At 31.7% G+C, this 26,283-nt stretch carries 28 protein-coding genes and 1 other RNA gene; 22 read left to right on the plus strand and 7 right to left on the minus strand.

Features of this window, described 5'->3' with window-relative positions; all coding sequences use genetic code 11:
• The first annotated feature begins 8 nt into the window (after window positions 1–8).
• The 14 genes from WNY78_RS14735 to WNY78_RS14800 all read left to right on the plus strand — a co-directional run bounded on the left by WNY78_RS14735 (window position 9) and on the right by WNY78_RS14800 (window position 9,778).
• Window positions 9–1,433 carry an SDR family oxidoreductase gene (locus tag WNY78_RS14735; protein ID WP_342873980.1) on the plus strand — a complete coding sequence of 475 codons (1,425 nt, stop codon included), beginning with the start codon at window positions 9–11 and terminating at the stop codon, window positions 1,431–1,433.
• Window positions 1,426–1,569, plus strand: coding sequence for a DUF2256 domain-containing protein (locus tag WNY78_RS14740; RefSeq protein ID WP_342873981.1), 144 nt, complete (start codon window positions 1,426–1,428; stop codon window positions 1,567–1,569). The genes WNY78_RS14735 and WNY78_RS14740 overlap by 8 nt, the downstream gene beginning before the upstream one ends.
• Window positions 1,545–2,855 (plus strand): DASH family cryptochrome, encoded by a 1,311-nt coding sequence (locus WNY78_RS14745; RefSeq protein WP_342873982.1) that lies wholly within the window; start codon window positions 1,545–1,547, stop codon window positions 2,853–2,855. The genes WNY78_RS14740 and WNY78_RS14745 overlap by 25 nt, the downstream gene beginning before the upstream one ends.
• Entirely contained in the window at window positions 2,856–4,388 is a 1,533-nt protein-coding gene (locus WNY78_RS14750; RefSeq protein ID WP_342873983.1) for a cryptochrome/photolyase family protein, read from the plus strand.
• Between the two features lie 290 nt (window positions 4,389–4,678).
• On the plus strand, window positions 4,679–5,026 hold the full coding sequence (locus tag WNY78_RS14755; protein ID WP_342873984.1) for a hypothetical protein: 348 nt from the start codon (window positions 4,679–4,681) through the stop codon (window positions 5,024–5,026).
• Between the two features lie 4 nt (window positions 5,027–5,030).
• A complete protein-coding gene (locus tag WNY78_RS14760; protein WP_342873985.1) occupies window positions 5,031–5,303 on the plus strand; it encodes a TIGR03643 family protein in 273 nt (90 codons plus the stop codon).
• Between the two features lie 60 nt (window positions 5,304–5,363).
• Window positions 5,364–5,588, plus strand: coding sequence for a hypothetical protein (locus WNY78_RS14765; protein ID WP_342873986.1), 225 nt, complete (start codon window positions 5,364–5,366; stop codon window positions 5,586–5,588).
• 87 nt (window positions 5,589–5,675) lie between these two features.
• Window positions 5,676–6,359 (plus strand): SDR family oxidoreductase, encoded by a 684-nt coding sequence (locus WNY78_RS14770; RefSeq protein ID WP_342873987.1) that lies wholly within the window; start codon window positions 5,676–5,678, stop codon window positions 6,357–6,359.
• A 43-nt stretch (window positions 6,360–6,402) separates the two neighbouring features.
• On the plus strand, window positions 6,403–6,921 hold the full coding sequence (locus WNY78_RS14775) for a glutathione peroxidase (protein WP_342873988.1): 519 nt from the start codon (window positions 6,403–6,405) through the stop codon (window positions 6,919–6,921).
• Between the two features lie 6 nt (window positions 6,922–6,927).
• The gene (locus WNY78_RS14780; protein ID WP_342873989.1) at window positions 6,928–7,098 is read left to right on the plus strand and encodes a Lacal_2735 family protein; all 171 of its coding nucleotides are present in this window, start codon (window positions 6,928–6,930) and stop codon (window positions 7,096–7,098) included.
• Between the two features lie 2 nt (window positions 7,099–7,100).
• Complete coding sequence (locus WNY78_RS14785; RefSeq protein ID WP_342873990.1) at window positions 7,101–7,562, plus strand: TspO/MBR family protein; 462 nt, start codon at window positions 7,101–7,103, stop codon at window positions 7,560–7,562.
• A 9-nt stretch (window positions 7,563–7,571) separates the two neighbouring features.
• Window positions 7,572–8,039 carry an SRPBCC family protein gene (locus WNY78_RS14790; protein WP_342873991.1) on the plus strand — a complete coding sequence of 156 codons (468 nt, stop codon included), beginning with the start codon at window positions 7,572–7,574 and terminating at the stop codon, window positions 8,037–8,039.
• Window positions 8,040–8,041: 2 nt separating this feature from the next.
• Window positions 8,042–9,346, plus strand: coding sequence for a deoxyribodipyrimidine photo-lyase (locus WNY78_RS14795; protein WP_342873992.1), 1,305 nt, complete (start codon window positions 8,042–8,044; stop codon window positions 9,344–9,346).
• A gap of 72 nt (window positions 9,347–9,418) precedes the next feature.
• The gene (locus tag WNY78_RS14800) at window positions 9,419–9,778 is read left to right on the plus strand and encodes a SnoaL-like domain-containing protein (RefSeq protein ID WP_342873993.1); all 360 of its coding nucleotides are present in this window, start codon (window positions 9,419–9,421) and stop codon (window positions 9,776–9,778) included.
• 140 nt (window positions 9,779–9,918) lie between these two features.
• Here the strand turns inward: WNY78_RS14800 and WNY78_RS14805 are convergent, their stop codons facing one another.
• Together WNY78_RS14805 and katG are read right to left on the minus strand one after the other, a co-directional pair.
• Window positions 9,919–10,389 carry an ankyrin repeat domain-containing protein gene (locus WNY78_RS14805; protein WP_342873994.1) on the minus strand — a complete coding sequence of 157 codons (471 nt, stop codon included), beginning with the start codon at window positions 10,387–10,389 and terminating at the stop codon, window positions 9,919–9,921.
• A gap of 67 nt (window positions 10,390–10,456) precedes the next feature.
• On the minus strand, window positions 10,457–12,685 hold the full coding sequence (gene katG / locus WNY78_RS14810; protein ID WP_342873995.1) for a catalase/peroxidase HPI: 2,229 nt from the start codon (window positions 12,683–12,685) through the stop codon (window positions 10,457–10,459).
• A gap of 387 nt (window positions 12,686–13,072) precedes the next feature.
• Between katG and WNY78_RS14815 the strand changes: the two genes are divergently transcribed.
• Window positions 13,073–13,309, plus strand: coding sequence for a DUF2007 domain-containing protein (locus tag WNY78_RS14815; protein ID WP_342873996.1), 237 nt, complete (start codon window positions 13,073–13,075; stop codon window positions 13,307–13,309).
• 115 nt (window positions 13,310–13,424) lie between these two features.
• Here the strand turns inward: WNY78_RS14815 and WNY78_RS14820 are convergent, their stop codons facing one another.
• Entirely contained in the window at window positions 13,425–15,050 is a 1,626-nt protein-coding gene (locus WNY78_RS14820) for an ABC-F family ATP-binding cassette domain-containing protein (protein ID WP_342873997.1), read from the minus strand.
• A gap of 243 nt (window positions 15,051–15,293) precedes the next feature.
• Here WNY78_RS14820 and WNY78_RS14825 point away from each other — a divergent pair, with 243 nt between their 5' ends.
• Window positions 15,294–16,712 (plus strand): hypothetical protein, encoded by a 1,419-nt coding sequence (locus WNY78_RS14825; protein ID WP_342873998.1) that lies wholly within the window; start codon window positions 15,294–15,296, stop codon window positions 16,710–16,712.
• 73 nt (window positions 16,713–16,785) lie between these two features.
• Here WNY78_RS14825 and fsa read toward each other — a convergent pair whose 3' ends face one another.
• The 3 genes from fsa to ffs form a co-directional block, all read right to left on the minus strand.
• Window positions 16,786–17,439, minus strand: coding sequence for a fructose-6-phosphate aldolase (fsa, locus tag WNY78_RS14830; RefSeq protein ID WP_342873999.1), 654 nt, complete (start codon window positions 17,437–17,439; stop codon window positions 16,786–16,788).
• Between the two features lie 187 nt (window positions 17,440–17,626).
• Window positions 17,627–18,430 carry an SDR family oxidoreductase gene (locus tag WNY78_RS14835; RefSeq protein WP_342874000.1) on the minus strand — a complete coding sequence of 268 codons (804 nt, stop codon included), beginning with the start codon at window positions 18,428–18,430 and terminating at the stop codon, window positions 17,627–17,629.
• A gap of 175 nt (window positions 18,431–18,605) precedes the next feature.
• An RNA gene (gene ffs, locus WNY78_RS14840) (signal recognition particle sRNA small type) lies at window positions 18,606–18,704 on the minus strand.
• Window positions 18,705–18,802: 98 nt separating this feature from the next.
• On the opposite strand from ffs, the gene WNY78_RS14845 reads away from it, so the two are divergent.
• The 6 genes from WNY78_RS14845 (at window position 18,803) to WNY78_RS14870 (ending at window position 24,682) form a co-directional block, all read left to right on the plus strand.
• The gene (locus tag WNY78_RS14845; protein ID WP_342874001.1) at window positions 18,803–19,834 is read left to right on the plus strand and encodes a glutaminyl-peptide cyclotransferase; all 1,032 of its coding nucleotides are present in this window, start codon (window positions 18,803–18,805) and stop codon (window positions 19,832–19,834) included.
• Between the two features lie 277 nt (window positions 19,835–20,111).
• Window positions 20,112–20,939 (plus strand): carboxypeptidase-like regulatory domain-containing protein, encoded by an 828-nt coding sequence (locus WNY78_RS14850; protein ID WP_342874002.1) that lies wholly within the window; start codon window positions 20,112–20,114, stop codon window positions 20,937–20,939.
• A gap of 4 nt (window positions 20,940–20,943) precedes the next feature.
• Window positions 20,944–21,756 (plus strand): carboxypeptidase-like regulatory domain-containing protein, encoded by an 813-nt coding sequence (locus WNY78_RS14855; RefSeq protein ID WP_342874003.1) that lies wholly within the window; start codon window positions 20,944–20,946, stop codon window positions 21,754–21,756.
• A 37-nt stretch (window positions 21,757–21,793) separates the two neighbouring features.
• On the plus strand, window positions 21,794–22,183 hold the full coding sequence (locus WNY78_RS14860) for a thioesterase family protein (protein WP_342874004.1): 390 nt from the start codon (window positions 21,794–21,796) through the stop codon (window positions 22,181–22,183).
• A 92-nt stretch (window positions 22,184–22,275) separates the two neighbouring features.
• Window positions 22,276–23,013: a hypothetical protein gene (locus WNY78_RS14865; protein WP_342874005.1), complete on the plus strand. Its 738-nt coding sequence runs from the start codon at window positions 22,276–22,278 to the stop codon at window positions 23,011–23,013.
• Window positions 23,014–23,122: 109 nt separating this feature from the next.
• Entirely contained in the window at window positions 23,123–24,682 is a 1,560-nt protein-coding gene (locus tag WNY78_RS14870) for a hypothetical protein (RefSeq protein ID WP_342874006.1), read from the plus strand.
• Window positions 24,683–24,924: 242 nt separating this feature from the next.
• On the opposite strand, the gene glyA is transcribed toward WNY78_RS14870, so the two are convergent.
• Window positions 24,925–26,196 carry a serine hydroxymethyltransferase gene (gene glyA, locus WNY78_RS14875; protein ID WP_342874007.1) on the minus strand — a complete coding sequence of 424 codons (1,272 nt, stop codon included), beginning with the start codon at window positions 26,194–26,196 and terminating at the stop codon, window positions 24,925–24,927.
• Between the last annotated feature and the right edge of the window lie 87 nt (window positions 26,197–26,283).

Below are 26,283 nucleotides of genomic sequence, written 5' to 3' on the forward strand. Positions count from 1 at the left end.
AATCACAAATGAAGATTCTCGTAACAGGTGCAACAGGATATATCGGTAAACGGTTAATTCCGTTATTAGCAAACAGTGACCACCAAGTTGTTTGTGCAGTACGAGATAAATTACGTGCTGATAAAAGTTACGCAGAAGATGATACCATTGATGTTGTTGAAGCTGATTTTTTAAAACCAGAAACACTTCATGACATTCCAAATGATATTGATGTTGCATTTTATTTAATTCACTCCATGTCTAATTCTTCAAAAGATTTTGAGTCACTTGAAGAACGCTGTGCTGTTAATTTCAAAAATCAACTTGAAAAAACCAATGTCAAACAAGTCATATATCTCAGCGGAATTACAAATGAAGAAAACCTCTCTAAACACTTACAATCTAGAAAAAATGTTGAAGATTTATTAAAATCTGATACATTCGCTACAACAATTTTCAAAGCAGGAATAATTGTAGGTTCTGGGAGTTCTTCTTTTGAAATCATAAGAGATCTTGTAGAGAAATTACCATTTATGATTGCTCCCAAATGGTTGAATACAAAAACGCAGCCACTAGCCGTTAGAGATGTCTTATCTTTTTTACATCGCAGTGTTGGTAAAGAAGATTTATACAACAAATCTTTTGATGTTTTTGGTCCCGAAATTTTAACCTACAAACAAATGTTATTGCAGTTTGCTGAAGTAAGAGGATTAAAACGATATATCCTTACAGTGCCTTTAATGACACCAAAATTATCATCATACTGGTTGTATTTTGTCACATCAACATCATACAAGCTAGCAACGTCATTGGTTGATAGTATGGGAATTCAAATTATTGGCAAACCTAGTCCTATTAATAATCTACTCAACGTTGACCCTTTGTCTTACAAAGAAGCAGTCTCTCTGGCATTTGAGAAAATTGAGCAAAATAGTATCGTATCCAGCTGGAAAGACTCTATGGTTAGTAGTGGACGATTAAAAAACCAACTTCATAAATATATCAACGTACCCAAATATGGTTGTTTTACAGATTATAAAGAACGACCAGTTACAGACTCTAAAAAGACCATTGATAAAATTTGGAGCATTGGTGGAAAAAATGGATGGTATTATGGTACATACTTATGGAAAATTAGAGGTTACATTGATAAACTTTTTGGTGGCATAGGATTACGTCGAGGCAGAACTAGTCCAACCAATTTAGACGTTGGAGATGCTCTAGATTTTTGGCGAGTCATCTTTGCTGATAAAGAACAACAAAAACTTTTATTGTATGCTGAAATGCGCCTTCCTGGTGAGGCTTGGTTAGAATTTAAAATTGAAGATGGCCTACTTAAACAAACAGCTACGTTTAGACCACGTGGACTCTGGGGACGACTCTATTGGTACAGTGTTTTACCATTTCATGGGTTTATTTTTAGAGGTATGATTAACAAGCTTGTTGATGTCTAAACACAAAAAACAACAACTTCCAACAAAAACTTGTCCAGTTTGTAAATTACCATTTAGCTGGAGAAAAAAATGGGAGAAAAATTGGGAAAACGTTAAATATTGTAGTGAAAGATGCAGACGACACAAAACGACATAGGATTAGTATGGTTTAGAAATGATTTAAGAGTCCAAGATAATTTTGTTTTAGCAGAAGCCATTAAAAATCATAAATCTGTGATTGCTTGTTATTGTTTTGATCCAAGACATTATGAAATCACAAAATTCGGATTAAAAAAAACAGAAAAATACAGAGCTCAATTTTTAATTGAAACCATTGAAAATTTAAAAGTAAACCTCAAAACAATAAATATTGAGCTATTTGTTTTTAATAAAGCTCCCGAAGTTGTAATTCCGTTATTAGTAGAAAACTATGATATCAAATCCATCTATCGGCTGAAAGAATGGACAAATGAAGAAACTCAAGTTTTAGAACATGTCAAATCTTCTCTTCCCAACGATATAAAATTCAAAGAGTATTACGATCAATTTTTATTTCATCCAGAGGATATTAAAATGAGATTTGATGAGATTCCGAATGTATTTACTGTCTTTAGAAAAAAAGTTGAAAAACATGTATGCGTTAAAATTTCCGAGAATATTCATTCCGTAGAAAAAATTGAAAGTTTAAACAATGACACTCAAATACCGAGTCTTGAAGTATTAGGTTTTACATCATTTGAAGTCCATCTAAATTCTGCCTTCCCTTTTAAAGGCGGAGAAGATTCAGCATTAACACGACTAAACGATTACTTCTTTAATACAAAAAAATTAGGCGTTTATAAGAAAACTAGAAATGGATTGATTGGAACAGATTTTAGTTCCAAATTTTCGGCTTGGTTAGCAAATGGAAGTATTTCAGCAAGAACAATTTATTGGAATGTTATAAAATTTGAGGAGAATTATTTAAAAAACGAATCTACTTACTGGCTCATTTTTGAATTGATTTGGAGAGATTATTTCAAATACGTGTCTCTAAAACACCAAAACAACATTTTTAAAATTGGTGGTATTTCACAAAAAAATTACGATTGGAAATCTAACCAACGTGAAGTTCAAAAGTGGATAAATGGAGAAACGAGATCAAATTTTGTAAATGCCAACATGATTGAACTTAAAAAAACAGGAAGGATGAGTAATCGTGGTCGACAGAATGTCGCATCATTTTTTGCCAAAGAATTATTACTAGATTGGCGCATTGGAGCTGCTTATTTTGAGTCGATGCTAATTGATTATGATGTACATTCTAACTACGGAAATTGGATGTACGTTGCAGGTGTTGGAAATGATCCAAGAGACAGAAAATTTAATGTAGACTTGCAGGCAGAACGTTATGATAATAAGGGGAAATTTCAACAAATGTGGTTACAAGAAACACTTTTTTAAATGAAAACACTCAGACTTATTTTAGGAGATCAACTCAATATAAAACATTCATGGTTTAAAGAAACTAATGATGATATTGTGTATTGTCTTTTTGAAATGCGCCAAGAAACAGATTATGTGAAACACCATATTCAAAAAGTAATTGGTTTTTTTGCTGCTATGCGACAATTTGCTGATGATTTGAAATCTAAAGGTCATAACGTCGTCTACTATAAATTAAATGACAAAAATAATACGCAAATCTTAACCGATAATCTCCAACTTTTAATCAAAGACTATAAAATAAAACGTTTTGAATATATTTTTCCTGATGAATACAGATTAGATCAGCAACTAAGAGATTTCTGTAAGCAAATTGAAATTGAGTCTGAGACTATTTCTGCAGAACATTTCTACACAAAACGAAATGATTTATCAGAATTCTTTAAAGGCAAAAAACAATATCTCATGGAAAACTTCTACAGAGATATGCGAAAAAAACATGATATCTTAATAGTTGCTGGCCAACCTGAAGGTGGCAAATGGAACTATGATAAAAGCAATAGAAATAAATGGAAAGGAGATATTCCTATCCCAAAATATAAATGGTTTAAAAATGACATTTCCGAAGTAAAACACGATATTGATATTTCAGGTATTAAAACCATTGGAAGACTTGAAACCAAAACGTTCTCCTACCCTATTTCTCGTGTTCAAGCTATTGAACAGCTTAAATATTTTTGTGAAGAACTTCTCATTCATTTTGGAGATTATCAAGATGCGATGCATACAGATGACGCGTATTTATTTCATTCCAGATTGTCTTTTGCCATGAATTTGAAGCTTATTTCCCCAAAAGATATTGTTACCTCAGTGATGAATTATTATAGAAAATATGGTGAAGACATCAATATCCCTCAAGTTGAAGGTTTTGTTAGACAAGTGATAGGTTGGCGAGAATATATGAGAGGAATGTATTGGGCTTTTATGCCAGAATATAAATCAAAAAATGAGCTAGACAATCATAATAAACTCCCAGATTTTTTCTGGACTGGTGACACAAAAATGAATTGTCTAAAACATGCCATAAACAATTCTTTAGATAACGGTTATGCGCATCACATTCAACGTCTAATGATTACTGGTAATTATGCGTTATTAACTCAAACTCATCCTAACGACGTTGATGATTGGTATTTAGGCATTTATGTAGATGCAATTGAATGGGTTCAAATCACAAATACGAGAGGAATGAGTCAATTTGCAGATGGTGGAAAAATTGCTACAAAACCTTACGTATCTTCAGGGTCTTACATTAATAAAATGAGTAATTACTGCGGAAATTGTCATTACAATAAATCTAAAAAAGTTGAAGATGATGCTTGTCCGTTTAATAGTTTGTACTGGAATTTTCTAGATGATAAGCGCGAACATCTTGGTAAAAATTTTAGGATGGGAATGATGTATAGTTTACTTGATAAAATGGATAGTCAAGATCTTCAAAATATTAAAAAGAAAGCTCAACATATTATTGAGCATCAAGATGAATACTAATACACCTTTGTTCCATATAGTTTTGTTAATACGCAATCTTTGCTTAGAAAATAACGAAGCAATTTTTAAAAATCACTTACCTAAAAATCAAATTACATATTAAAAAAGTTTATTATTTAGCTTAAATCATAAAAACTATGTTAATGTTTTGTTTAAACATATGCTTTTAATGTTAAACATTTTGTAACTTTGAATTAATTATAACAGTAATTTTGATTCTAGATACTACACATAACAGTAAAGAGTATAAAACTATCATTTCAGATTTGATTGGTAAACCGTTCTCATTTATGGAATCATTAAAAATGGGTGGTATTGGATCAAAGCGTATGATTATTGAAAATGTGAGTCCTAATTTACAGCAACATTTAAACAAGGTCTCAGATATTAATTATGCCAATATAGAAATGAGACCTAGTGGAATTTTAATTTATATTAATAAAGGTCTTAAAAATTACACTTGGATTATTCCTTTTTACCATTTAGTCATTTATAAAAGCAATGGTATAAGTATTCATGCTCAGGGAAAATTCATTAATTTTAAAAACAATAAATTGTTTAAAGAAAATAAAACATTTATGTCTAAATTAATGAATGCTAAGGTGAAATTTGATGAACGTTATAGTTTTCAATTTTAAATGTATGGAATTAGACATAATTACGACAGATAGAATTATAGAGATGGCATGGGAAGATAGAACCACATTTGAAGCTATAAAGTTTCAATTTGGTCTAAAAGAACAAGATGTTATTCAATTAATGCGCAAAGAAATGAAACCTAATAGTTTTAAAATGTGGCGCAAACGTGTACAAGGTAGGAAGACAAAACACGAAAAACTAAGAGTATTTCAAGAAGGACGATTTAAATGTTCTAGACAAAAACAAATTACACATAACTCTATTTCTAAACGATGATTTTTTGAAAGTCAAGAAATTAAATTTTAGAAATAACACAACTATATTAATAACGAAGATATGGACTTAATAAAAAAAGCCTCAGAATTTGAAAAGCGAAAAATGAAATCGCTCTCAACTAGCGATCGCGTAAAAATTTCTCGCGAAGCTAAAGCCTTAATACTAGAATTGAATAAAGTATATAAGGAAAAGAAAGATGAAAAAATCATGGATACTATGAAACGTATCACTGCAATAAAGCGTAAAGTTGAAAAACGCCTAAAAGGTGCACCATTAACCGCTTAACAACTAAATAATTTTTAAGATTAGAGCGTAATAGCAAGCTAGTATAGCTATACTATTACGCTCTAATTGTAAATAAATCTATCGTAAATGAAAACGTATATCGTTATAGGTGGCAGTAAAGGTATTGGAAATGCTATTGTACAAACCTTATTAGAAAACAATAAGGTTATAAATTTAAGTAGAACCATACCAGAACAAACTCATGCTAATTTAACGCACCATACTTGTGATATTTTAAGTGACGAACTTCCAAATATTGAACATGCAGATGGTTTAGTATATTGTCCTGGAAGTATCAATTTAAAACCGATAAAACGTTTTAGTTTAGATGATTTTAGAGAAGATTATGAAATCAATGTCATTGGAGCTGTTAAAGCGATACAGCAATATTTGAGCATTATTAAAAACGGTAACGACCCATCTATTGTATTATTTAGTACTGTTGCGGCAAAATTAGGAATGCCTTTTCACGCAAGTATCGCAGCAGCAAAATCTGGAGTTGAAGGTTTAGTAAAATCATTAGGTGCAGAATTAGCAACAACGTTAAGAATAAATGCAATTGCTCCAACAGTTACCAATACAGAATTAGCTTCTAAATTACTTCGGAATGAAAAGATGATTGAAAACATTACAGAACGTCATCCCATGAAAAAATTTTTAGAACCTAAAGATGTAGCTGGAATGGCAGAATTCCTGTTGTCTGAAAAAGCAAGTTCAATTTCTGGTCAAGTCTTTGAAATGGATTGTGGCATCGTAAGTTTTAAAATTTAAGTCAGTAAAATTCAATACTAAAATGAAACCATTTAAAATTTTTATGGCAACACTATTTTCCAAATCTAATTCTTCGGAAACAGCAAACTACTCATCTATTTACAATATAGACATTAATGGTCTAAATGGAAAACCATTATCACTTTCAGAATTTAAAGGAAGATATATATTATTTGTAAATGTAGCTTCCAAATGTGGGTTTACACCTCAATATAAAGGTCTTCAAGAACTTTCCGATACTTATAAAGACAAGCTAGTAGTGATTGGTGTACCATGTAATCAATTTGGTGCTCAAGAACCAGGAACGTCAAAAGAAATTGAATCATTTTGCGAAATGAACTATGGTGTTACATTTCCTATAACAGAAAAAGTTGATGTTAAAGGTTCCAATAAACATCCATTATATGAATGGCTCACACAAAAAAACAAGAATGCTGTTTCAAATTCTAAAGTAAAATGGAATTTCCAAAAATACCTTGTTAGCCCAAAAGGAGAGTTAATTGATTATTACTATTCTATCACATCACCTACGAGTTCTAAAATAACAAAACACCTTAAATAAAAAACTATGTTCAATATCTTTAAAAAGTCAAGTGAGATTGATAAGCTTCAAAAACAATACGAGAAGCTTATGAAAGAGTGGCATAAACTTTCTACTACAAACAGAAGCGAAAGTGATAAAAAATATGCTGAAGCTCAAAATATACAAGAGCAAATTGAACAACTTCTAAATAAGTAAACATGAAGTTTATTAAGCATTTCATACTGTTCTTAATCATAAACTTTGCAGCCTTAGGTTTTGGAATTTTATTAATGGCTGATGGTCCCAAAAGCGATTGGTATGTACAACTCAACCAAGCACCATGGACACCAGATGATTGGGTTTTTGGAGCGACTTGGACGAGTATAATGATCTGCTTTTCTATTTACATGACCTTTTTATATCTAAAAAGACCAACTCGAAAAGTGATTACACTATTCGTCATTCAATTTATTTTAAATGTCAATTGGAATTTTTTATTTTTCAATCAAAAATTAATAGTTGTTGCACTAGTAAATATTATACTCCTAACCATACTAATTTTCGCATTTCTCATCACTTACTTTAAAGACTTAAAAGCAAAATCGTTACTCATCCTTCCCTATTTTATTTGGCTGTGTATTGCCACATCTCTTAATCTTTACATTTTAATACATAATTAATTTCAGCACATGAAGATTTACAGACTCCACAAAAAACAGAATTTGCCAATTTCAATGGATACAGCTTGGGATTTTTTATCTAACCCAAACAATTTAAAAACCATTACACCTGATTATATGGGATTCAATATTCTATCAGGAGCAGATAGACCAATGTTTGCTGGACAAATAATTCAATACATTGTTACACCTGTTTTAGGTATAAAAACAAAATGGGTTACAGAAATAACGCATAGTGTAGACAAACACTATTTTGTAGATGAACAACGTTTTGGACCTTATGCACTATGGCACCACAAGCATTTTATTAAGGAGATTGATGGAGGTGTTGAGATGGAAGATATTATAGATTATAAAGTTCCCTTCGGTATATTAGGACAACTCGTTCATCCAATACTTGTAAAACCTAAATTGGAAGAAATTTTCAATTATCGCACAGTAAAATTGGAAGAACTTTTTGGTAAATATTACTTTTAATTATGAAGCAGCCACTAAATATTTTCTGGTTTAGACGCGATTTGCGTTTAGATGATAACGTTGGATTTTACGAAGCATTAAAAAGCGATCAACATGTTTTACCCATTTTTATTTTTGATTCTGAAATATTAGAAAAATTACCAGAAGATGATACAAGAGTCACTTTCATCTACAATACACTTCAAAAGATGCGTTCTACGCTTCAAGACGAACACGATAGTAGCATTGCCATGTATCATGGAAAACCTCTTGAGATTTATAAGCAATTGGTTAATGAATATGATATTAAGGAAGTATATACCAATCATGATTATGAGCCTTATGCAAAAGAACGCGATGAAGAGATAAAAGAGTTTCTTAAAAAACAAGGCATTGAATTCAAAACCTTTAAAGATCAAGTTATTTTTGAAAAAGACGATATAGTTAAAAGTGATGGCACACCATACAAAGTTTATACGCCTTACATGAAGCTTTGGAAAGCAACTTTTAAGGATCATGATTTTAAAATCTATTACACCAACGATTATCTAGATAATCTGGTTAAGAATTCACGTTTACCCAATTTGAGTTTAGCCGACATTGGCTTTAAAAAGTCACATCAGGAGATTAAAGATTATACAGTTACTCCTACTCTAATTCAAGATTACGAAAAAACGAGAAATTTTCCAGCAAAAGATTCTACCTCTAGATTGGGACCACATTTAAGATTTGGAACCGCTAGTGTTCGCAAAATGGTCAAAAAAGCAATTGCAGAAGAGAATGAAATCTTTTGGCAAGAATTGATATGGAGAGAATTTTTTATGCAGATTCTATGGCATTTTCCTCATACTGCTAAAGATTCATTCAAACCCAAATACGACAGAATAGAATGGCGAAACAACGAAGAAGAATTTAAATTATGGTGTGATGGTCAAACAGGTTACCCACTTGTAGATGCAGGAATGCGACAGCTCAATAAAACTGGATTTATGCACAATCGTGTTCGTATGCTTGTTGGAAGTTTTCTCTGCAAACATTTACTTATTGATTGGCGTTGGGGAGAAGCTTACTTTGCTGAAAAATTGCATGATTACGACATGTCTAGCAATGTTGGCAATTGGCAATGGGTTGCTGGTTCTGGTGTTGATGCCTCACCTTATTTTAGAATTTTTAATCCTACGACTCAAATAGAAAAGTTTGATAAGGATAGAAAATATATTAAAAAATATGTTCCTGAGTTCGATACAGACAATTATGTGGAACAAATGGTTGACCATAAAGAAGCTCGAGAACGTTGCTTAAAGGTTTACAAAGAAGCCGTTAGCTGAAATTATAATCTACAATAGTAACTTTGGCTTTTATTTTATTAATTTTAAGGGATAAACATAAAATCAATTAAAATGGATACTAAAGACGTTGCTCAAAAATGGGCTCAACTATGCAGAGAAGGCAAAAACTTAGACTGTATTAATGAATTATATGCCGAAAACGTAGTCAGCAAAGAAATGCCAGGAATGGGTGATGATGTTGTAGGAAGACAAAACGTTTGGAACAAAAGTAAAAACTGGTTAGAGAGCGTTGAAGATTTTCATGCGAGTTCTATTAGTGAACCTGTAGTTGCAGGAAACTTCTTTACTGCAAAAATGGAATTTGACTGCACATTTAAAGAACGTGGTAGACAAAAAATGGAAGAAGTTTGCGTTTACGAAGTCAAAGATGGTAAAATTGCGAGTGAGCAATATTTCTATAGTATGGAATAATTGCTAATACATTTCAAAATAATCCTTTAAATTATATAAGCTCTGCTCTTATTGTTTTCTTCAGAAATATAAAAGGGTGGAGCTTTTTGCATTTATAATGTATAAATAGATTACAATCGAGATTAGCCTTTTAAAAAAATTTACTTCAAAAGATCAATAATTGTATCAAAGCCTTTTTCCGAAGCATAATATAAAGCTGTTTTCCCCTCATTATCTTTAATCGTTTTATCGGCACCTTTTTCTAACAGTAGCCTCACACTTTTCTCTTGATTATACATTGTAGAAAAAATCAAAGGTGTAGTTCCCAAATTATTTTGAGCGTTAATGTTAGCTCCATTCTCAATCAATAGAGTTGCTAAAATTGGGTTGCCTTTAAAACAAACACCAATTAATGCTGTATTACCAGTATGGTCTTTAGCATCAATATCTGCTTGGTGTTCTATTAAAATTTTGGTCGCAGTTTCATTATCAAAATAGGTTGCAAAAATTAAGGGTGTGAAACCACGAGAATCTTTCGTATTTACTAATTCTGGATTTGCACTAATAAGCGTTTGAAGCTTGTTATGGTCTTTAATACGAATGGCTTCAAAGAATAGTTCTATGTTTTTCATCAGTTTTTAAATTAAAAAAGGAATGAGTTAAAACAACTCACTCCTTCTTATTTTCTATAAATCAAGATTATTTTAAATCGAAACGATCTAAATTCATCACTTTAGTCCAAGCTTTCACAAAATCATTGACGAATTTTTCTTGTCCGTCATTTGCTCCATAAACTTCAGCAATAGCTCTTAGTTCTGTATTAGATCCAAAAATTAAATCTGCACGAGTACCTTTAAACTTAACTTCTCCAGTGTTTCGGTTACGACCTACAAAAAATCTATCATCTTCTGAAGTTGCTTTCCAAGTGTAAGTAAAATCTAATACGTTTTTAAAGAAATCATTAGTTAAGCTACCTACGTTTTCTGTAAATACACCATAATCTGAACCATCATAATTAGCACCTAATACACGCAATCCACCAACTAAAACAGTTAATTCTGGCACAGATAAAGTTAGTAAGTTGGCTTTATCTACTAATAAATCTTCAGCAGCTATTTTAAGATTTACTTTAATATAGTTTCTAAAACCATCTGCTAAAGGTTCCAAATAACCAAACTGTTCGATATCTGTTTGCTCTTGTGTGGCATCTCCTCTACCTTGTGTAAAGTCTACAGTAAGATTATGACCTGCATTTTTTAATCCTTTTTCAACACCAACATTTCCGGCTAATACAATTAAATCTGCCATAGAAACGTCTCCACTAAACTTATTTTGAACATCCTCTAAGACGGTTAATACCTTATTTAATTCAGTTGGATTGTTGACTTCCCAACTACGTTGTGGCTCTAATCTAATACGAGAACCATTTGCTCCACCTCTATTGTCTGAACCTCTAAAAGTAGATGCTGAAGCCCAAGCTGTAGTTACTAATTGAGATACTGTCAAACCTGTATCAATAATCATCACTTTTAAGTTTGCAATATCTGCATCACTTAATGTATAATTTACTGTAGGAATTGGATCTTGCCATAATAATTCTTCTTTAGGAACTTCAGGTCCTAAATAACGTGATGTTGGACCTAAATCACGATGTGTTAATTTGTACCAAGCACGAGCAAAAGCATCTTCAAACGCTTTATGATCTGCATGAAAACGCTTAGAAATCTCTAAATACTTAGGATCTACTTTTAAAGCGATATCTGCAGTGGTCATCATTAAATCTTGTCTACCATTAGGATCACCAGCTTTAGGAGCTTGTTTTGCATGTGAAGCTGCAGTAGGCTTCCATTGGTGTGCTCCTGCTGGACTTTTTGTTAATTCCCATTCGTAATTTAATAACACATCAAAATAATCTGCATCCCAACGTGTAGGGTTTGGTGTCCATGCACCTTCAATTCCACTCGTAATGGTATCATCTAGAACTCCTGTTCCGTAGCTATTTTTCCAACCAGTACTCATTTCTTCAATTGATGCTCCATGCGGTTCTTTACCAACATATTGTGCTGGATCTGCTGCTCCATGCGCTTTTCCAAAGGTGTGACCACCTGCAACTAAAGCAACTGTTTCTTCATCATCCATAGCCATTCTACCAAACGTTTCTCTCACATCATGTGCAGAACCCATTGGATCTGGATTTCCGTTTGGACCTTCAGGATTTACATAAATCCAACCCATCATCACTGCTGCTAAAGGATCTTCTAAATCTCCATTTTCGTATCTATCTTTGTTTTCTCCCCATTCAGTTTCACTTCCCCAATATATATCTTGTTCTGGTTCCCAAACATCTGCTCGTCCACCTGCAAATCCAAATGTTGGAAAGCCCATAGATTCTAAAGCACAGTTTCCTGCAAGAATCATTAAATCTGCCCATGAAATTTTATTACCATATTTTTGTTTAATTGGCCATAACAATAACCTTGCTTTATCTAAATTTCCATTGTCAGGCCAACTATTAATAGGTGCAAAACGCTGGTTTCCTGTGCCTGCACCACCACGACCATCACCAACTCTATAAGTTCCTGCACTATGCCAAGCCATTCTTATCATCAAACCTCCATAATGTCCATAATCTGCTGGCCACCAATCTTGTGAATCTGTCATAAAATCGGTTAACTCTTTCTTTAAAGCATCATAATCTAAACTCTTAAATGCTTTAGCATAATCAAAATCATCTCCCATTGGATTAGATTTTGCTGCATTTTGACGTAAAATATTTAGTTTTAATTCGTTTGGCCACCAATCTCGATTTTTCACACCACTACCAGAAGTATGTTTAACTGTTCCACTTAAAAAAGGACATTTTGCAGAGCTTTCGTTAATATCAAAATTTTTACCTTGAGGAGCACTAGAATGCGGATTGTTTTCCATAATATTAATTTTCTATCGGTTATTGTATTTTCAATTCTATAAATTTAGGGTATTTTGATTTTAAAACGTAATAGATTTAGATTATTAAATTTTATTATTAAATTGATAAAAACTATATATCAATAACTAATAAATTATCGTTATCCCATAAATACACTATTAGCCATGTAGTAGCAATTTGATATACTCGGTTTAACAAACAAATAACCCAACATTAAGAATTGTTGTTCATTTTTCTTAAAAAAATAAAGACGTATTATTAGTAAGGACATTATATAAGAATAATTATCTTTTAAACTAATAAGTAAACTATTAAATATGGTATATTTTTTGTAACTTAATAATCAGTATACGACTTATAGTTTATTAACCTAAAATCTTTTAATTATGTCAGACACCTCATACACCAAAATATTCTCAGGAAGTTTTATTATCGTTCAATTAGCTTTAGACAGACTTATAAGCGCTGGAATTAATGCCATCATTAAAGACGAATCTGAATCTGGAAGACTTGCAGGTTTTGGAGCCTCAATACAAGGCTATCAAGAATTATATGTTAATGATGAAGAATTATCTCAAGCAGAACGAATCATCTCAAGTATTAAAGAAGAACTTGGATCTTAGAACTTACTTGAAGTTTTAAAATTTCCGAAGAAAAAATTGAATAAAAAAATTCCTTTAAGTGAACTGTGACTATCACAGAGACTTAAAGGAATTTTCTACATTTATCTATTGAAATCTACACTGTTACAGCATACATTTTTTCTCGCATTTCTTTTATCTTCTTATCACTCATGTACTCATCAAAAGTCATGTAACGATCTATAACTCCACTTGGTGTTAACTCAATAACTCTATTTGCAACTGTTTGTGCAAATTCATGATCATGTGTTGTAAATAAGACTGTCCCTTTGAAATTTTTAAGTGAATTATTAAAAGCTGTTATACTTTCTAAATCTAAGTGATTTGTTGGTTCATCAAGCATTAAAACATTTGCTCTTACCATCATCATACGACTTAACATACAACGTACTTTTTCTCCTCCAGAGAGTACATTAGATGTTTTTAAAGCTTCTTCTCCACTAAAAATCATCTTACCTAAAAATCCACGAATATGAACTTCTTCACGCTCTTCTTCGGTTGTTGCCCATTGACGCAACCAATCTACAAGCGTGAGGTCATTTTCAAAATACTCACTATTATCTAGTGGTAAATACGACTGAGTTGTTGTAACTCCCCAAGAAAACTTACCAGCATCTTGTTTTTCATTCCCATTGATAATTTGATAGAAAGCTGTAGTTGCTCTAGAATCTTTAGAAAAGAAAACTACTTTTTCTCCTTTATTTAGATTGATATCTATATTACTAAATAAAACGTCTCCCTCTAAAGATTTTGATAAACCTTCAATATTTAAAATTTGATCACCTGCTTCGCGATCACGTTCAAAAATAATAGCAGGATAACGACGACTAGAACGTCTAATCTCTGATATATTTAATTTATCAATCATTTTCTTTCTACTTGTTGCTTGCTTTGATTTTGCAACATTGGCAGAGAAACGTCTAATAAATTCTTCTAATTCTTTTTTCTTGTCTTCTGCTTTTTTGTTTTGTTGCGCATGTTGTCTTGCAGCTAATTGAGAAGACTCATACCAAAATGTATAGTTACCAGAGAAATGAGTAATTTTATTAAAATCTATATCTGAAATATGCGTACATACCGCATCTAGGAAGTGTCTATCGTGAGATACAACAATTACACAGTTATCATAATTGGCTAAGAAATTTTCTAACCATGAAATAGTTTCATAATCTAAATCATTGGTAGGCTCATCCATAATTAAGAGATCAGGATTACCAAAAAGCGCTTGTGCTAATAACACTCGTACTTTTTGCTTACCATCTAAATCTTTCATTAAGGTGTAATGGTGTTCTTCTTTGATACCAAGATTTGAAAGCATTGCAGCAGCATCACTATCTGCGTTCCAACCATTCATTTCTTCAAATTGCACTTGAAGTTCTCCTATTTTTTCAGCATTTTCATCTGTGTAATCTGCATAAAGTGCATCAATTTCAGACTTTAACTTAAACAAGGGTTTGTTACCCATTATGATCGTTTCTAAAACCGTGTGCTCATCATATAAATTATGATTTTGCTCTAAAACCGACATACGTTTACCTGGTTCTAAATGCACATGTCCAGAAGTAGGATCTTGCTTTCCTGCAATGATATTTAGAAATGTAGATTTCCCTGCACCATTGGCACCAATGATTCCGTAAATATTTCCATTATTAAATGAGGTATTTACTTCATCAAAAAGGATTCTTTTTCCGAATTGTACCGAAAGATTTGATACTGATAACATACTGTATTTGTTTAAGTTACAACTTTTTGCTTTTTAAAATTTCCGAAGATATTTAGATGCTCAAAGTTTCAGGTTGCAAAAGTAAAAAATTCTAACGATTGTATGAAACTAAACTGGCTTATTTTTTAGTTCTATTTTCTTGTTCAATGTGAGTAAAATCAACATTTAACAACGTATTAACAACAGTTGGACATCGCAATCTTTATTTTTGTTATCAATTTAATATCTACGACAAAATTATTTATGAAACTACTATTAGTTAGCATATTAACAAGTTTCCTTTTTATAAGTTGCGATTCTAAAACTAAAGCTGGCGATACTGCCTATTTTGGTGGTGAAATTGTTAACCCTAACAATAATTATGTCACAATATATAGTAAAGAAAGTGAGCGAGATACCATACTTCTTGATGCTCAAAACAGATTTATATACAAAATTGAAAACTTAAAAGCTGGCTTATATCATTTTACTCATGGTGGCGAATATCAAACGCTACTTATTGAACCTAATGATAGTATTTTGATAAGATTGAACACCAATGATTTTGATGAGTCCTTAGTATATACAGGTAGTGGATCTAAAAAAAACAATTACTTTATAAAAGCTTTTTTAAATGATGAAGTTGCCAATAAGCAATTCTCCAAACTTCAACATTTAGAACCAGAAGCTTTTGAAAAACATATCTATACTGCAAAGCAACAAAAGTTAGACTATTTAGATCGATTTGTGGTTGAGCAGGAATCCTCTCCTTTATTTAAGAAAATTGCTGAGGCTAGCATAAATTATAACTATTATACCCATAAAGAAAAGTATCCTTTTGGTTACTTCGGAAATAATAAATTAATACACTACAAAGATCTTCCTGATGGATTTTATGACTATAGAAAAGATGTAGATTTTAATGATGTCTCACTAAGTGGTGTGTATTCCTATAATAAATTCATGGATTGGTATTTTCATAATACCGCTTTAAAAGAGTATTACCAAGACGGTAATCATCATAAATTTAATAGACAAGCGCTAGATTACAACCTTGAAAAATTACGATTAATTGATAGTGTGATTGAAAACAAAACCATAAAAGATTATGTGCTTATGCATGCTACTAAAGTATTCGTTTACAACAGCACAAGCGCTGAGCAATCCCAAAGTATGCTAGACTCTTACTTAGAAAAGAGCTCTAATGAATATGATAAAAATTACATAAATAATTTATCAAAATCGATATTAAGTTTATATCCAGGTAATAAATTACCTAGTATAGAAATTTTAGATTTTAATAGTAATGTTCTAAATCTTCAAGACGTGATTAAAGCTCCAACAGTTATTTACTGCTGGTCGTCTAATTTTAAATATAGCTACAGAAATAATCATTATATGATGAAGAGTTTAAAAGTCAAATATCCAGACATGGATTTTATAGCTATCAACATTAATGATATGAATACGTATGCTTGGAAAAAGACTTTAAATATATTAAAGTATCCAACAGAAAATGAATACATGTTTAAAAACCCTAATGAAGCTGTGCAAAAATTTGCAATTGCTAATTCTCAAAAGGTTTTAATTGTAGATCAAAATGGACTCATTGTCGAGTCTAATACAGATTTGTTTAGTAATGATATTGATACACTAATTGAGACCACTTTGGCTTCTAATTAGTCTAATCATAAACAAAAAAAAACGCTTGAATATATTCAAGCGTTTTTTTTGTTTTAAAGTATCTAACTTTTATCTAGTTTCCTTTTTTATAATCTGCTAAGAATTTCTCTAAACCTATATCTGTCAAAGGGTGTTTTAATAATCCTACAATAGAACTCAAAGGACCTGTCATTACATCTGCTCCAAGCTTAGCACAATCAATAACGTGCATTGTGTGACGTACAGAAGCTGCAAGGATTTCTGTTTCAAAACCATAGTTATCATAAATCATTCTAATCTCTGCAATAAGGTTTAAACCATCTGTAGAAATATCATCTAAACGACCAATAAAAGGAGAAACATACGTTGCTCCTGCTTTAGCTGCTAACAATGCTTGACCTGGTGAGAATACTAAAGTTACATTTGTTTTTATTCCTTTATCTGTAAAATATTTACATGCTTTGATACCATCTTTTATCATTGGTAATTTCACTACGATTTGAGGATGTAAATCGGCAAGCAATTCACCTTCTCTTACCATACCTTCAAAATCTGTAGCAATAACTTCTGCAGATACGTCTCCATCTACAATATTACAGATGTTGACATAATGTTTCATAATGTTATCATGACCTGTAATGCCTTCTTTAGCCATTAGTGATGGGTTGGTAGTTACACCATCTAAAATACCAAGATCTTGAGCTTCTTTAATTTGGTCAAGGTTGGCTGTATCAATAAAAAATTTCATAAAATATTGTTTTTTACTTCCTGGTTTTTGCTGAATTTATTTCAGTAAAAAAGGAAAACTTATAGTTGTGTTATGTTTTATGAGCACGAATTTACGATTTTATAAAACCTTCCGAAGAAAATAATATAAAATGATATTAACATTTAAATTTACAAATGTTTAGTCTAGCAATTATATGTATTAGCTCTTAAAGTTTATAATGATTCAATAGCATTTTCTCATACACTTTATCTGGTAAAATTCTCTTTAAAACAATTGAGAATTTCTGCATAAATGCACCAACCTTATAATGTATTTTAGGGTTAGGAGTATTAATAATTTTATAAATCATATTAGACACCATAATTGGGTCATCACCACTATCAACATCTTCATCAATGGCTTTTAAAACTTTACCATACGTTGCTTCATAAGGTGACCCTTTTACTACTGGAGCATGAAAACGACCAGCTGCAATATTAGTCGCAAAATCTCCTGGTGCAACATTTGTCATATGAATATTAAAATCTTTAATCTCCATTCTAAAAGCTTCAGTAATTAATTCTAATGCACCTTTACTTGCACTGTAAATTCCGCGATATGGCAATCCCATATAGCCAGCAATTGAAGTGATGTTTATTATGAGTCCGGAGTTTTGTTTACGCATTTGAGGCAAAACAGCTTTGATGACATTGATTGGACCAAAAAGATTCGTTTCAAAATTTCGCTTGATTTCTTCGTTTAGGATTTCTTCAATAGGACCTGTAATTCCAGCTCCTGCGTTGTTAATGACCACATCAATACGTCCAGCTTCTTGAGCTACAGTTGCTATTGCTTTTTCTACGGAAAGTACATCTGCTACATCCAATGCTACCAGTTTAATTTTAGAATCTGGATAACGTTCTGGTGATCTACTTGTTCCATAAACCGTAAATCCTTTTTGGGATAAAAACTCACCAATAGATTTTCCAATTCCTGAAGATCCACCTGTGATTAAAACAACTTTAGACATTTAAACGGGTTTTAGCGATTAGTGATAAGCCTTTTGCCTTTATTAATACGTGTAAAATTACTAATGAATTTTACAAGTATGGCAAAAATGAAAAAAGATTTGCCAGTTTTATCTAACAAATCTCTTCTATTTATAGTTATCAATCTTATAAAAAGACGTCAAAATTGGGCACAAAAAAAGGCAAGCTACCTACATCACACCGCTACGACCATTTACCTTTGCTTCGTTCCCGACCTGGAGGATTCAACAGGAGCTGGTTGTGTAGGACTTGCCAGCTGCAAAGATACAATCTTTTAAAACTATAATCCAAAAATATAATTGATTTTTTAAACTGAATTTTATTAAATAACTTGCACTCAAATCTTAACAAAAATGCATTCAATTAAAGCTTTCATAATCACTATTTTAAGTGTTACTATTATTTCCTGCGGAAATTCTAATTCTCAAAAATCTAATCTGTCAATTACCACAGACGCTAAAAACAATGTAGCTACGCTTGGTGAAACCGTGAAGCTTACAATTAAAAACCCAAAAGGGATTGACATTTCTTCTGTTAATTACACTTTAAATGGAGAACCTGTTGATGCTTCTTTTAAATTGGATGATGAACTTTTAGGTGTACAAACCATTATTGCTACTGTTAAAACTGGCGATGCTTCCGAAGAAATAAAAAAAAACATCACCATTCTAAACAATCAATCGCCTAAGGTGTATGGCTATAAAATTATTAATGAGTATCCACACGACATCACCTCTTATACTCAAGGTTTAGAATTTCATAACGGAGAATTATACGAAAGCACAGGTCAATATGGCGAATCTAAATTGAGAAAAGTAGATTATAAAACTGGTGAAATTCTTAAAAACATCACTATTGGAAATCAATATTTTGGTGAAGGTCTAACCATTATGAATGATAATATTTACCAATTGACATGGCAAGAAAACATTGGCTTTGTATATGATATGAATACGTTTGAAAAGAAAAGTAGTTTTACCTACGGAAAAAGTAAAGAAGGTTGGGGAATTTGTAACGATGGTACAAACATCTTTAAAAGTGATGGTACCGAACAAATTTGGTTGCTAAACCCAGAAACTTTGGTTGAAGATTCTAAACTTCAAGTCTACACCAATAAAGGAAAAATTATTGGAATGAATGAGTTAGAATACGTCAACGGAAAAATATATGCTAATCGTTATCAAAAAAACGGAGTTGCCATCATTAATCCCAAAAATGGAGCTATAGAAGGTGTTATTGATTTTTCTCCTTTACATAATTTAGTAACACAACATGCAGGATTAGATGTCTTAAATGGTATAGCTTACAATCCTGAAACTAAAACACTTTTCGTTACTGGTAAGCGTTGGGATAAGTTGTTTGAGGTTGAAGTTTTTGAGAAATAGATGAAATTGTTTTTGAAAGTCTTTTCTATGATTACATCATTACTATCATTTTTTATGCTTGTAATTTATGGTATTCTAAGATTTTCATATACACATCCTATTGGAAATGAAATACCAATATTCGTTTATGGTTGCTTTATAGTTTTTATAATATCTACAATCTTCTGGTTAAAATTTATATTGCGCAAAAAACAATAGTTAGTCTTTTCACTCACTCAAAAGTACTATTCACTCATTCTTACTTTTAAAATGTCTCTTTCTTTTGGTTCTTTGATTCATGAGAACGACATTAAACATAAACATTCCAACACCTTGTCATGAAGATTGGAGCAAAATGACACTTCAGCAAAAAGGCAGATATTGTAAATCTTGCGAGAAAACTGTTTTTGATTTCACGTGCAAAACCGATGAGCAAATCGTTAAAACCTTTTTAAATGAAGGAAAAGTTTGTGGTCGCTTCAAATCTACCCAACTTAACAGAGAATTAGTTTTAAACCGAAAAGAGAAAAACAACTATTTAAGTTATGTCGCTTCTACTCTATTTGCGTTTTTGAGTTTTGGCACTCAAAATGCTGAAGCACAAGGAAAACCTAAAATTGTAAAGGTAGATTCTTCACAAATATCAACTGTAAATGGAAAACTTGGTACTTCTATTTTAAACACAAAACTTATAAAAGGAACTATTTATAATTCTGATAAATCTCCAATACCTAATGTTGAAATTACAATTAAAGGGAGTACTAATTCAACAATTTCAAATAGTGATGGAAGTTTCTTAATTAAAGGGGAATTACAGAATATACTAGTCGTAAAAGCAGCAGGTTATGATATTGCAGAAATTACTATCAGAGATTTTGGAAATCGTCAAATTTATTTAAAAGCACAAACTAGAGAAAAAGTTACTAGCGTTATTCCTGTTTGTGAAACAAAAGAAACAGAAGCTAAAACCGTTCATTTACTTTTAGGAGGCATTGCTGGTATGATAGAGATAACTACTAATCCTAAAACAGAAAATCCGTTGCCTATTGTAAACGGAAATTTAGATCGATCCTCTTCAGCTTCCTTTTTATACAGTATGCGCCAAATGTTCAATAGGAAAAATTAAAATCATGAGAACCAGCCTGAACATTAACATTCCAGAACCATGTCATGAAGATTGGAACAAAATGACACTTCAACAAAAAGGCAGATATTGCAAATCTTGCGAGAAAACAGTTTTTGATTTCACCACAAAAACAGATGAACAAATTGTCAAAACCTTTTTAGATGAAGGGAAAGTCTGTGGTCGCTTCAAATCTACCCAACTTAACAGAGCATTGGTTTTAAACCGAAAAGAGAAAAACAACTATTTAAGTTATGTCGCTTCAACCCTATTTGCGTTTTTGAGTTTTGGAACACAGGATGTTGAAGCGCAAATAAAACCTAAAATTGTAAACTTAGATTCTTTACAGAAACAAATGGTTAATGGAAAAATGGGAACTTCTATTTTAAAAGCACGTATCATAAATGGCTTTATTGCATCTAAAACTGATGGATTACCTCTACCAGGAGTTAGAATACTCAACCTACGTTCTAACGTTGAAACACAAACAGATTTTGATGGAAATTTCTCAATTAAAGTTTTTAAAGGCGATAAATTAAGATTTGAGTTTGTAGGCATGAAATCCATGAAACTCAAGATTAGTGAAGAAAAAATTTACAACATTAAAATGACTGAAGATTTATCTAAACTTGAAACAATAGTCATAAGCGGATATCCAAGCTACATTTCTAATAAATACTACCAGAAAAAAATCAATAAATCCAATAGACTTAGAGCAAGAAAAGAAAAACTCCAAAAAATCAAAAAAGGAGAACTAGAACGTACTCAAATTGGAAACTTCCTATATAACATCACTAATGTTTTCCGAAGAAAAGAATAATACATACTTTTAAATTTTAATTTCAGAATTTAAAAAAATGCAAACCTACGAGCAAGAACTTACCGTTACTAAAGACCATTTAGATCATTTAAACCATGTCAATAATATAGAATATGTACGTTGGGTTCAAGATATTGCAGCAGCACATTGGGAATCAAAAACGTCTAAAACCGTAAGAGACACCTATTATTGGGTATTGCTTAGTCACCACATTCAATATAAAGCAGAAGCACTTCTAGGCGATGTATTACTATTAAAAACTTACGTTTTAAAATCTGGAGGAGTAAGATCCACACGTACAGTAGACATCTATAATAAAAGCACTAATAAAATGTTGACCACGTCAGAAACCAAATGGTGTTTCATGTCTTATGAGACAAATAAACCAACTAGAATTCCTGATGATATCGTTCAGCTTTTTAGTTAAAACAACATTAAATTAGTTGTTAAACTCTCTTAATGTAAATTTTTTTCTTCGGAAATATCTTAAATTTAAAATCAAAACCAATAACCATACTATTGAAATCTCTTAAACTTCTCGTTTTTTTGCTCGTCCCTTTATTAACTAACGCACAAATTATTAAAGGTGTTGTTTATGACAATGAAGCTGCTGTAAAAGGCGCAAAAATCATAAATAGAACCCAAAATATTTTAACCTATACCAATGATGATGGTGTTTTTCAAATAGAAGCTAAAGTCAATGATGTTTTGGTCATTAACTCTTATTTTCATGAGCAACAATTTGTAAGTCTTGCGCAATCTCATTTTGATAATGACATCGTAATAGAACTAAAAAAAATCACCAATGAGCTAGATGAAGTTGAAGTTACTGAAGTGAGAGAAAAACTATTTGATTCTCTAAATTTTAGCAACACTACAGCAAAACAAGGACAAATTGCTTTTAAAAAACGAACCTTTGGAAGTGGAGAAAACCTCCAGCCAACTTTAGACCTAATTGCTGTCGCAAAATTAATAGGCAACCTTTTTAAAAACAAAAATAAAGTGCCAGATGTGGTCTATGTTACTCCAGAAGATTTAATCACTCTTTTTGAAACCAATACCTATTTTAATCAAAAATATTTGACTACACAGTTGGAAATCCCTAAACCGTATCAGCAATTATTTTTCGACTATTTAAGCGCTCAACAATTAAATGTAACCATCCTCAAAAAAGAAAATGAGTTTGAACTTGTAGATGCACTTTTAATACATAGTAACGCCTTCAAAAAAATTCTAGAAGAGCATACCAAAAACTAGCTTTAAAATATTTTATTGACTTCCATAATAAAAGTTAACTACAAAAGTTATATTTGAGGTGCCTAAGGCACATTTGGTATTTTACTCATGCGCTAAAGACTTTATAAATATGATGAAGCGAATTATATACTTTTTATTTACAATATGCATTTTAATGTTTTGGAGCTCATGTCGAAAAGATTTCGATTTTGCACCAAGCTCAGGAAATCTTGGATTTTCTAAAGACACGATTTACTTAGACACCATTTTTTCAAATATAGGATCTAGTACTTATAATTTAAAAGTCTACAATCGTAGTGATGACGATATATCAATTCCAACAGTTCGTTTAAGTCAAGGAGAAAGTTCTAATTATCGATTAAATGTTGACGGACTTCCAGGTAAAGAATTTCAAAATGTAGAGCTTTTAGCAAATGATAGTTTATTCATTTTTGTAGAAACCACAGCAGATATTCAAGCACTCGCTCAAAATAGTTTAGAGTTTTTATATACTGATGCTATTGAGTTTGATAGTGGAACCCAACTTCAAAAAGTAGAATTGGTTACCCTTATCAAAGATGCCGTGTTTATTTATCCAGATCGAGATAATACTACTGGTATTATAGAAACCCTAACATTTGATGTTGATGGTGATGGTGTTGATGATGAAACCACACTACAAGGTCGTTTTCTAGAAGATAGTGAACTAACTTTTACTAATGAAAAACCGTATGTTATTTATGGTTATGCAGCAGTAGATGAAGGTGATGTCTTAACGATTGAAGCTGGAGCACGTGTACATTTTCATGCTAATTCTGGTTTGCTTGTTACCAACAATGCGTCATTAAAAGTTAATGGTGCTTTGAGTCCAGATCAAGACCTTTTAGAGAATGAAGTCATTTTTGAAGGTGACCGTTTAGAGCCTCTTTTTGCAGATGTTCCTGGACAATGGGGAACAATTTGGTTGTACAATGGTAGTGTTGATAATGACATCAATTATGCAACGATTAAAAATGGAACCGTTGGTATTTTAAGCGAAGGCAATCAAAATGATTCAGATGATAAATTAACGATTACAAACTCTCAGATTTATAATTCTAGTAACTTCGGAATATTAGGTCGTGCGAGTTCAATTTCCGCAGAAAACGTGGTTATTAATGCAAGCGGACAATCTTCTTTTGCTGGTACTCTTGGCGGAAGGTATAATTTTACACATTGTACATTAGCTAATTATTGGAATAATAGTTTCAGACAGTTTCCATCTGTGTTTTTAAATAATTATGTGACTGACCAAAATAACATGAATAATGGAAATGATTTATTCGCTAGATTTAACAATTGCATCATATTTGGTAATGATAATCCAGAAATTGGTTTTGATAATATTACCAGTAACCTTTTTGATTTTAAGTTTACGAATTGTTTGATTCGTTTTCAAGATACAAGTGGCAACTTTTCTAATGATGCCAATTACCTGATTAGTGATACAGATTTATATGAGGATTGCATTTTTAATGGAGATCCAGATTTTAAATTACCTTTTGAAAATATGTTGATGATAGGTGCAGATTCTGCAGCAAATGGTGAAGCTAGTGATGATTTTATTATTCCCACAGATATTTTAGGAGAAACAAGAACGTCTCCAGCAGATTTAGGTGCTTACAAGAGTACTATTTTTGTTGAGGATTAAATTTTTCCGAAGAAAAAAAACAAGCCATTTGTTATTCTGAAGGATTGTTGAATATCATTTTTATATAAATATGAGATTCTGAAACAAGTTCAGAATGACGATAGAAATGTCCTTTGTTGTTTTTTATATTAACAAAAGCTGTCAATTCTATCATATTCAAATAATCTAACTTTTCCGAAGCATTAATAAAAAAAAAGACCTTTCAAATAGAAAGGTCTTTTTATAATATAAATTTTATTTAATTAAGAAAACAATGGCTTTCCACTCATCATATGATTCACTTGCTTTGCAATCGCTTCTAATTTCGCATCATCTTCATGATTAATAATAGATTGATCTATAAAGTTAACAATCGTTTCCATATCGTTTTCTTTTAAACCTCTGGTCGTAATTGCTGCTGTACCTACTCTAATTCCAGAAGTCACAAACGGACTCTTATCATCAAATGGTACCATATTTTTATTTACTGTGATATCTGCTTTACCTAAAGCCTCTTCTGCAGCTTTACCTGTAATATCTTTATTTCTTAAGTCAATAAGCATCATATGATTATCTGTACCACCAGAAATAATATGGTAACCTCTATCTATAAGTGCTTTTGCCATTGCAGCTGCATTAGCTTTTACTTGCAGCATATAATGCATGAAATCATCTGTTAATGCTTCACCAAAAGCTATTGCTTTAGCTGCAATGATATGCTCTAATGGTCCACCTTGATTACCTGGAAATACTGCCGAATTAAATAACGAAGACATTTTTTTAAGATTTCCATTTTTTAGCTTTAATCCAAATGGGTTATCAAAATCTTCACCCATCAAAATCAAACCACCTCTTGGTCCACGTAACGTTTTATGTGTTGTCGTTGTTACAACGTGACAATGCGGAATTGGATCATTCAAAATTCCTTTTGCAATTAAACCTGAAGGATGAGAAATGTCTGCCATTAATATAGCACCAACACTATCTGCAATCGCTCTAAATCGCTTAAAATCCATATCTCTAGAATAAGCAGAAGCTCCAGCGATGATTAATTTAGGCTTTTCGGCTTTTGCAATAGCTTCCATTTTATCGTAATTTATACGACCTGTTTCTTCATCAACTCCATAAAACACTGGATTATATAATTTACCAGAAAAATTCACAGGAGAACCATGTGTTAAATGTCCTCCATGAGACAAATCAAAACCTAATATTTTATCACCTGGATTTAAACACGCAGCAAAAACTGCAGTGTTTGCTTGACTTCCAGAGTGAGGTTGCACATTAGCATAAGCAGCACCAAATAAGGTTTTTGCTCTATCAATAGCTAATTGCTCTACCTCATCAACGATCTCACAACCACCATAATAACGTTTTCCTGGATATCCTTCGGCATATTTATTTGTTAATACAGAACCTGCAGCTTCCATAACCTGGTCACTTACAAAGTTTTCTGAAGCAATAAGTTCTAATCCGTTAATTTGTCTGTTTTTTTCAGCTTCAATAAGCTCAAAAATCTGTGAATCGCGTTGCATATCTAAAAGTTTGAATTAAATTTTATCAAAAATAAGAATCATCTCCTTAATAGGATTCAAAAATATAGGTTTATAACAAACTTTTAT

It is taken from the genome of Psychroserpens sp. AS72, from assembly GCF_038900375.1.
In the GTDB taxonomy this organism is placed as follows: Bacteria; Bacteroidota; Bacteroidia; order Flavobacteriales; family Flavobacteriaceae; genus Psychroserpens.

What these genes read in the sequence shown, in the direction of transcription:
- katG (WP_342873995.1), bottom strand. Translation starts at nt 12,685, where the DNA reads ATGGAAAACAATCCGCATTCTAGTGCTCCTCAAGGTAAAAATTTTGAT.
- WNY78_RS14745 (WP_342873982.1), top strand. Translation starts at nt 1,545, where the DNA reads ATGCAGACGACACAAAACGACATAGGATTAGTATGGTTTAGAAATGAT.
- WNY78_RS14780 (WP_342873989.1), top strand. Translation starts at nt 6,928, where the DNA reads ATGTTCAATATCTTTAAAAAGTCAAGTGAGATTGATAAGCTTCAAAAA.
- glyA (WP_342874007.1), bottom strand. Translation starts at nt 26,196, where the DNA reads ATGCAACGCGATTCACAGATTTTTGAGCTTATTGAAGCTGAAAAAAAC.
- WNY78_RS14800 (WP_342873993.1), top strand. Translation starts at nt 9,419, where the DNA reads ATGGATACTAAAGACGTTGCTCAAAAATGGGCTCAACTATGCAGAGAA.
- WNY78_RS14770 (WP_342873987.1), top strand. Translation starts at nt 5,676, where the DNA reads ATGAAAACGTATATCGTTATAGGTGGCAGTAAAGGTATTGGAAATGCT.
- WNY78_RS14815 (WP_342873996.1), top strand. Translation starts at nt 13,073, where the DNA reads ATGTCAGACACCTCATACACCAAAATATTCTCAGGAAGTTTTATTATC.
- WNY78_RS14785 (WP_342873990.1), top strand. Translation starts at nt 7,101, where the DNA reads ATGAAGTTTATTAAGCATTTCATACTGTTCTTAATCATAAACTTTGCA.
- WNY78_RS14850 (WP_342874002.1), top strand. Translation starts at nt 20,112, where the DNA reads ATGAGAACGACATTAAACATAAACATTCCAACACCTTGTCATGAAGAT.
- WNY78_RS14750 (WP_342873983.1), top strand. Translation starts at nt 2,856, where the DNA reads ATGAAAACACTCAGACTTATTTTAGGAGATCAACTCAATATAAAACAT.
- WNY78_RS14855 (WP_342874003.1), top strand. Translation starts at nt 20,944, where the DNA reads ATGAGAACCAGCCTGAACATTAACATTCCAGAACCATGTCATGAAGAT.
- WNY78_RS14860 (WP_342874004.1), top strand. Translation starts at nt 21,794, where the DNA reads ATGCAAACCTACGAGCAAGAACTTACCGTTACTAAAGACCATTTAGAT.
- WNY78_RS14790 (WP_342873991.1), top strand. Translation starts at nt 7,572, where the DNA reads ATGAAGATTTACAGACTCCACAAAAAACAGAATTTGCCAATTTCAATG.
- WNY78_RS14765 (WP_342873986.1), top strand. Translation starts at nt 5,364, where the DNA reads ATGGACTTAATAAAAAAAGCCTCAGAATTTGAAAAGCGAAAAATGAAA.
- WNY78_RS14760 (WP_342873985.1), top strand. Translation starts at nt 5,031, where the DNA reads ATGGAATTAGACATAATTACGACAGATAGAATTATAGAGATGGCATGG.
- WNY78_RS14870 (WP_342874006.1), top strand. Translation starts at nt 23,123, where the DNA reads ATGATGAAGCGAATTATATACTTTTTATTTACAATATGCATTTTAATG.
- WNY78_RS14740 (WP_342873981.1), top strand. Translation starts at nt 1,426, where the DNA reads ATGTCTAAACACAAAAAACAACAACTTCCAACAAAAACTTGTCCAGTT.
- WNY78_RS14845 (WP_342874001.1), top strand. Translation starts at nt 18,803, where the DNA reads ATGCATTCAATTAAAGCTTTCATAATCACTATTTTAAGTGTTACTATT.
- WNY78_RS14820 (WP_342873997.1), bottom strand. Translation starts at nt 15,050, where the DNA reads ATGTTATCAGTATCAAATCTTTCGGTACAATTCGGAAAAAGAATCCTT.
- WNY78_RS14805 (WP_342873994.1), bottom strand. Translation starts at nt 10,389, where the DNA reads ATGAAAAACATAGAACTATTCTTTGAAGCCATTCGTATTAAAGACCAT.
- fsa (WP_342873999.1), bottom strand. Translation starts at nt 17,439, where the DNA reads ATGAAATTTTTTATTGATACAGCCAACCTTGACCAAATTAAAGAAGCT.
- WNY78_RS14825 (WP_342873998.1), top strand. Translation starts at nt 15,294, where the DNA reads ATGAAACTACTATTAGTTAGCATATTAACAAGTTTCCTTTTTATAAGT.
- WNY78_RS14775 (WP_342873988.1), top strand. Translation starts at nt 6,403, where the DNA reads ATGGCAACACTATTTTCCAAATCTAATTCTTCGGAAACAGCAAACTAC.
- WNY78_RS14735 (WP_342873980.1), top strand. Translation starts at nt 9, where the DNA reads ATGAAGATTCTCGTAACAGGTGCAACAGGATATATCGGTAAACGGTTA.
- WNY78_RS14795 (WP_342873992.1), top strand. Translation starts at nt 8,042, where the DNA reads ATGAAGCAGCCACTAAATATTTTCTGGTTTAGACGCGATTTGCGTTTA.
- WNY78_RS14835 (WP_342874000.1), bottom strand. Translation starts at nt 18,430, where the DNA reads ATGTCTAAAGTTGTTTTAATCACAGGTGGATCTTCAGGAATTGGAAAA.
- WNY78_RS14755 (WP_342873984.1), top strand. Translation starts at nt 4,679, where the DNA reads ATGGAATCATTAAAAATGGGTGGTATTGGATCAAAGCGTATGATTATT.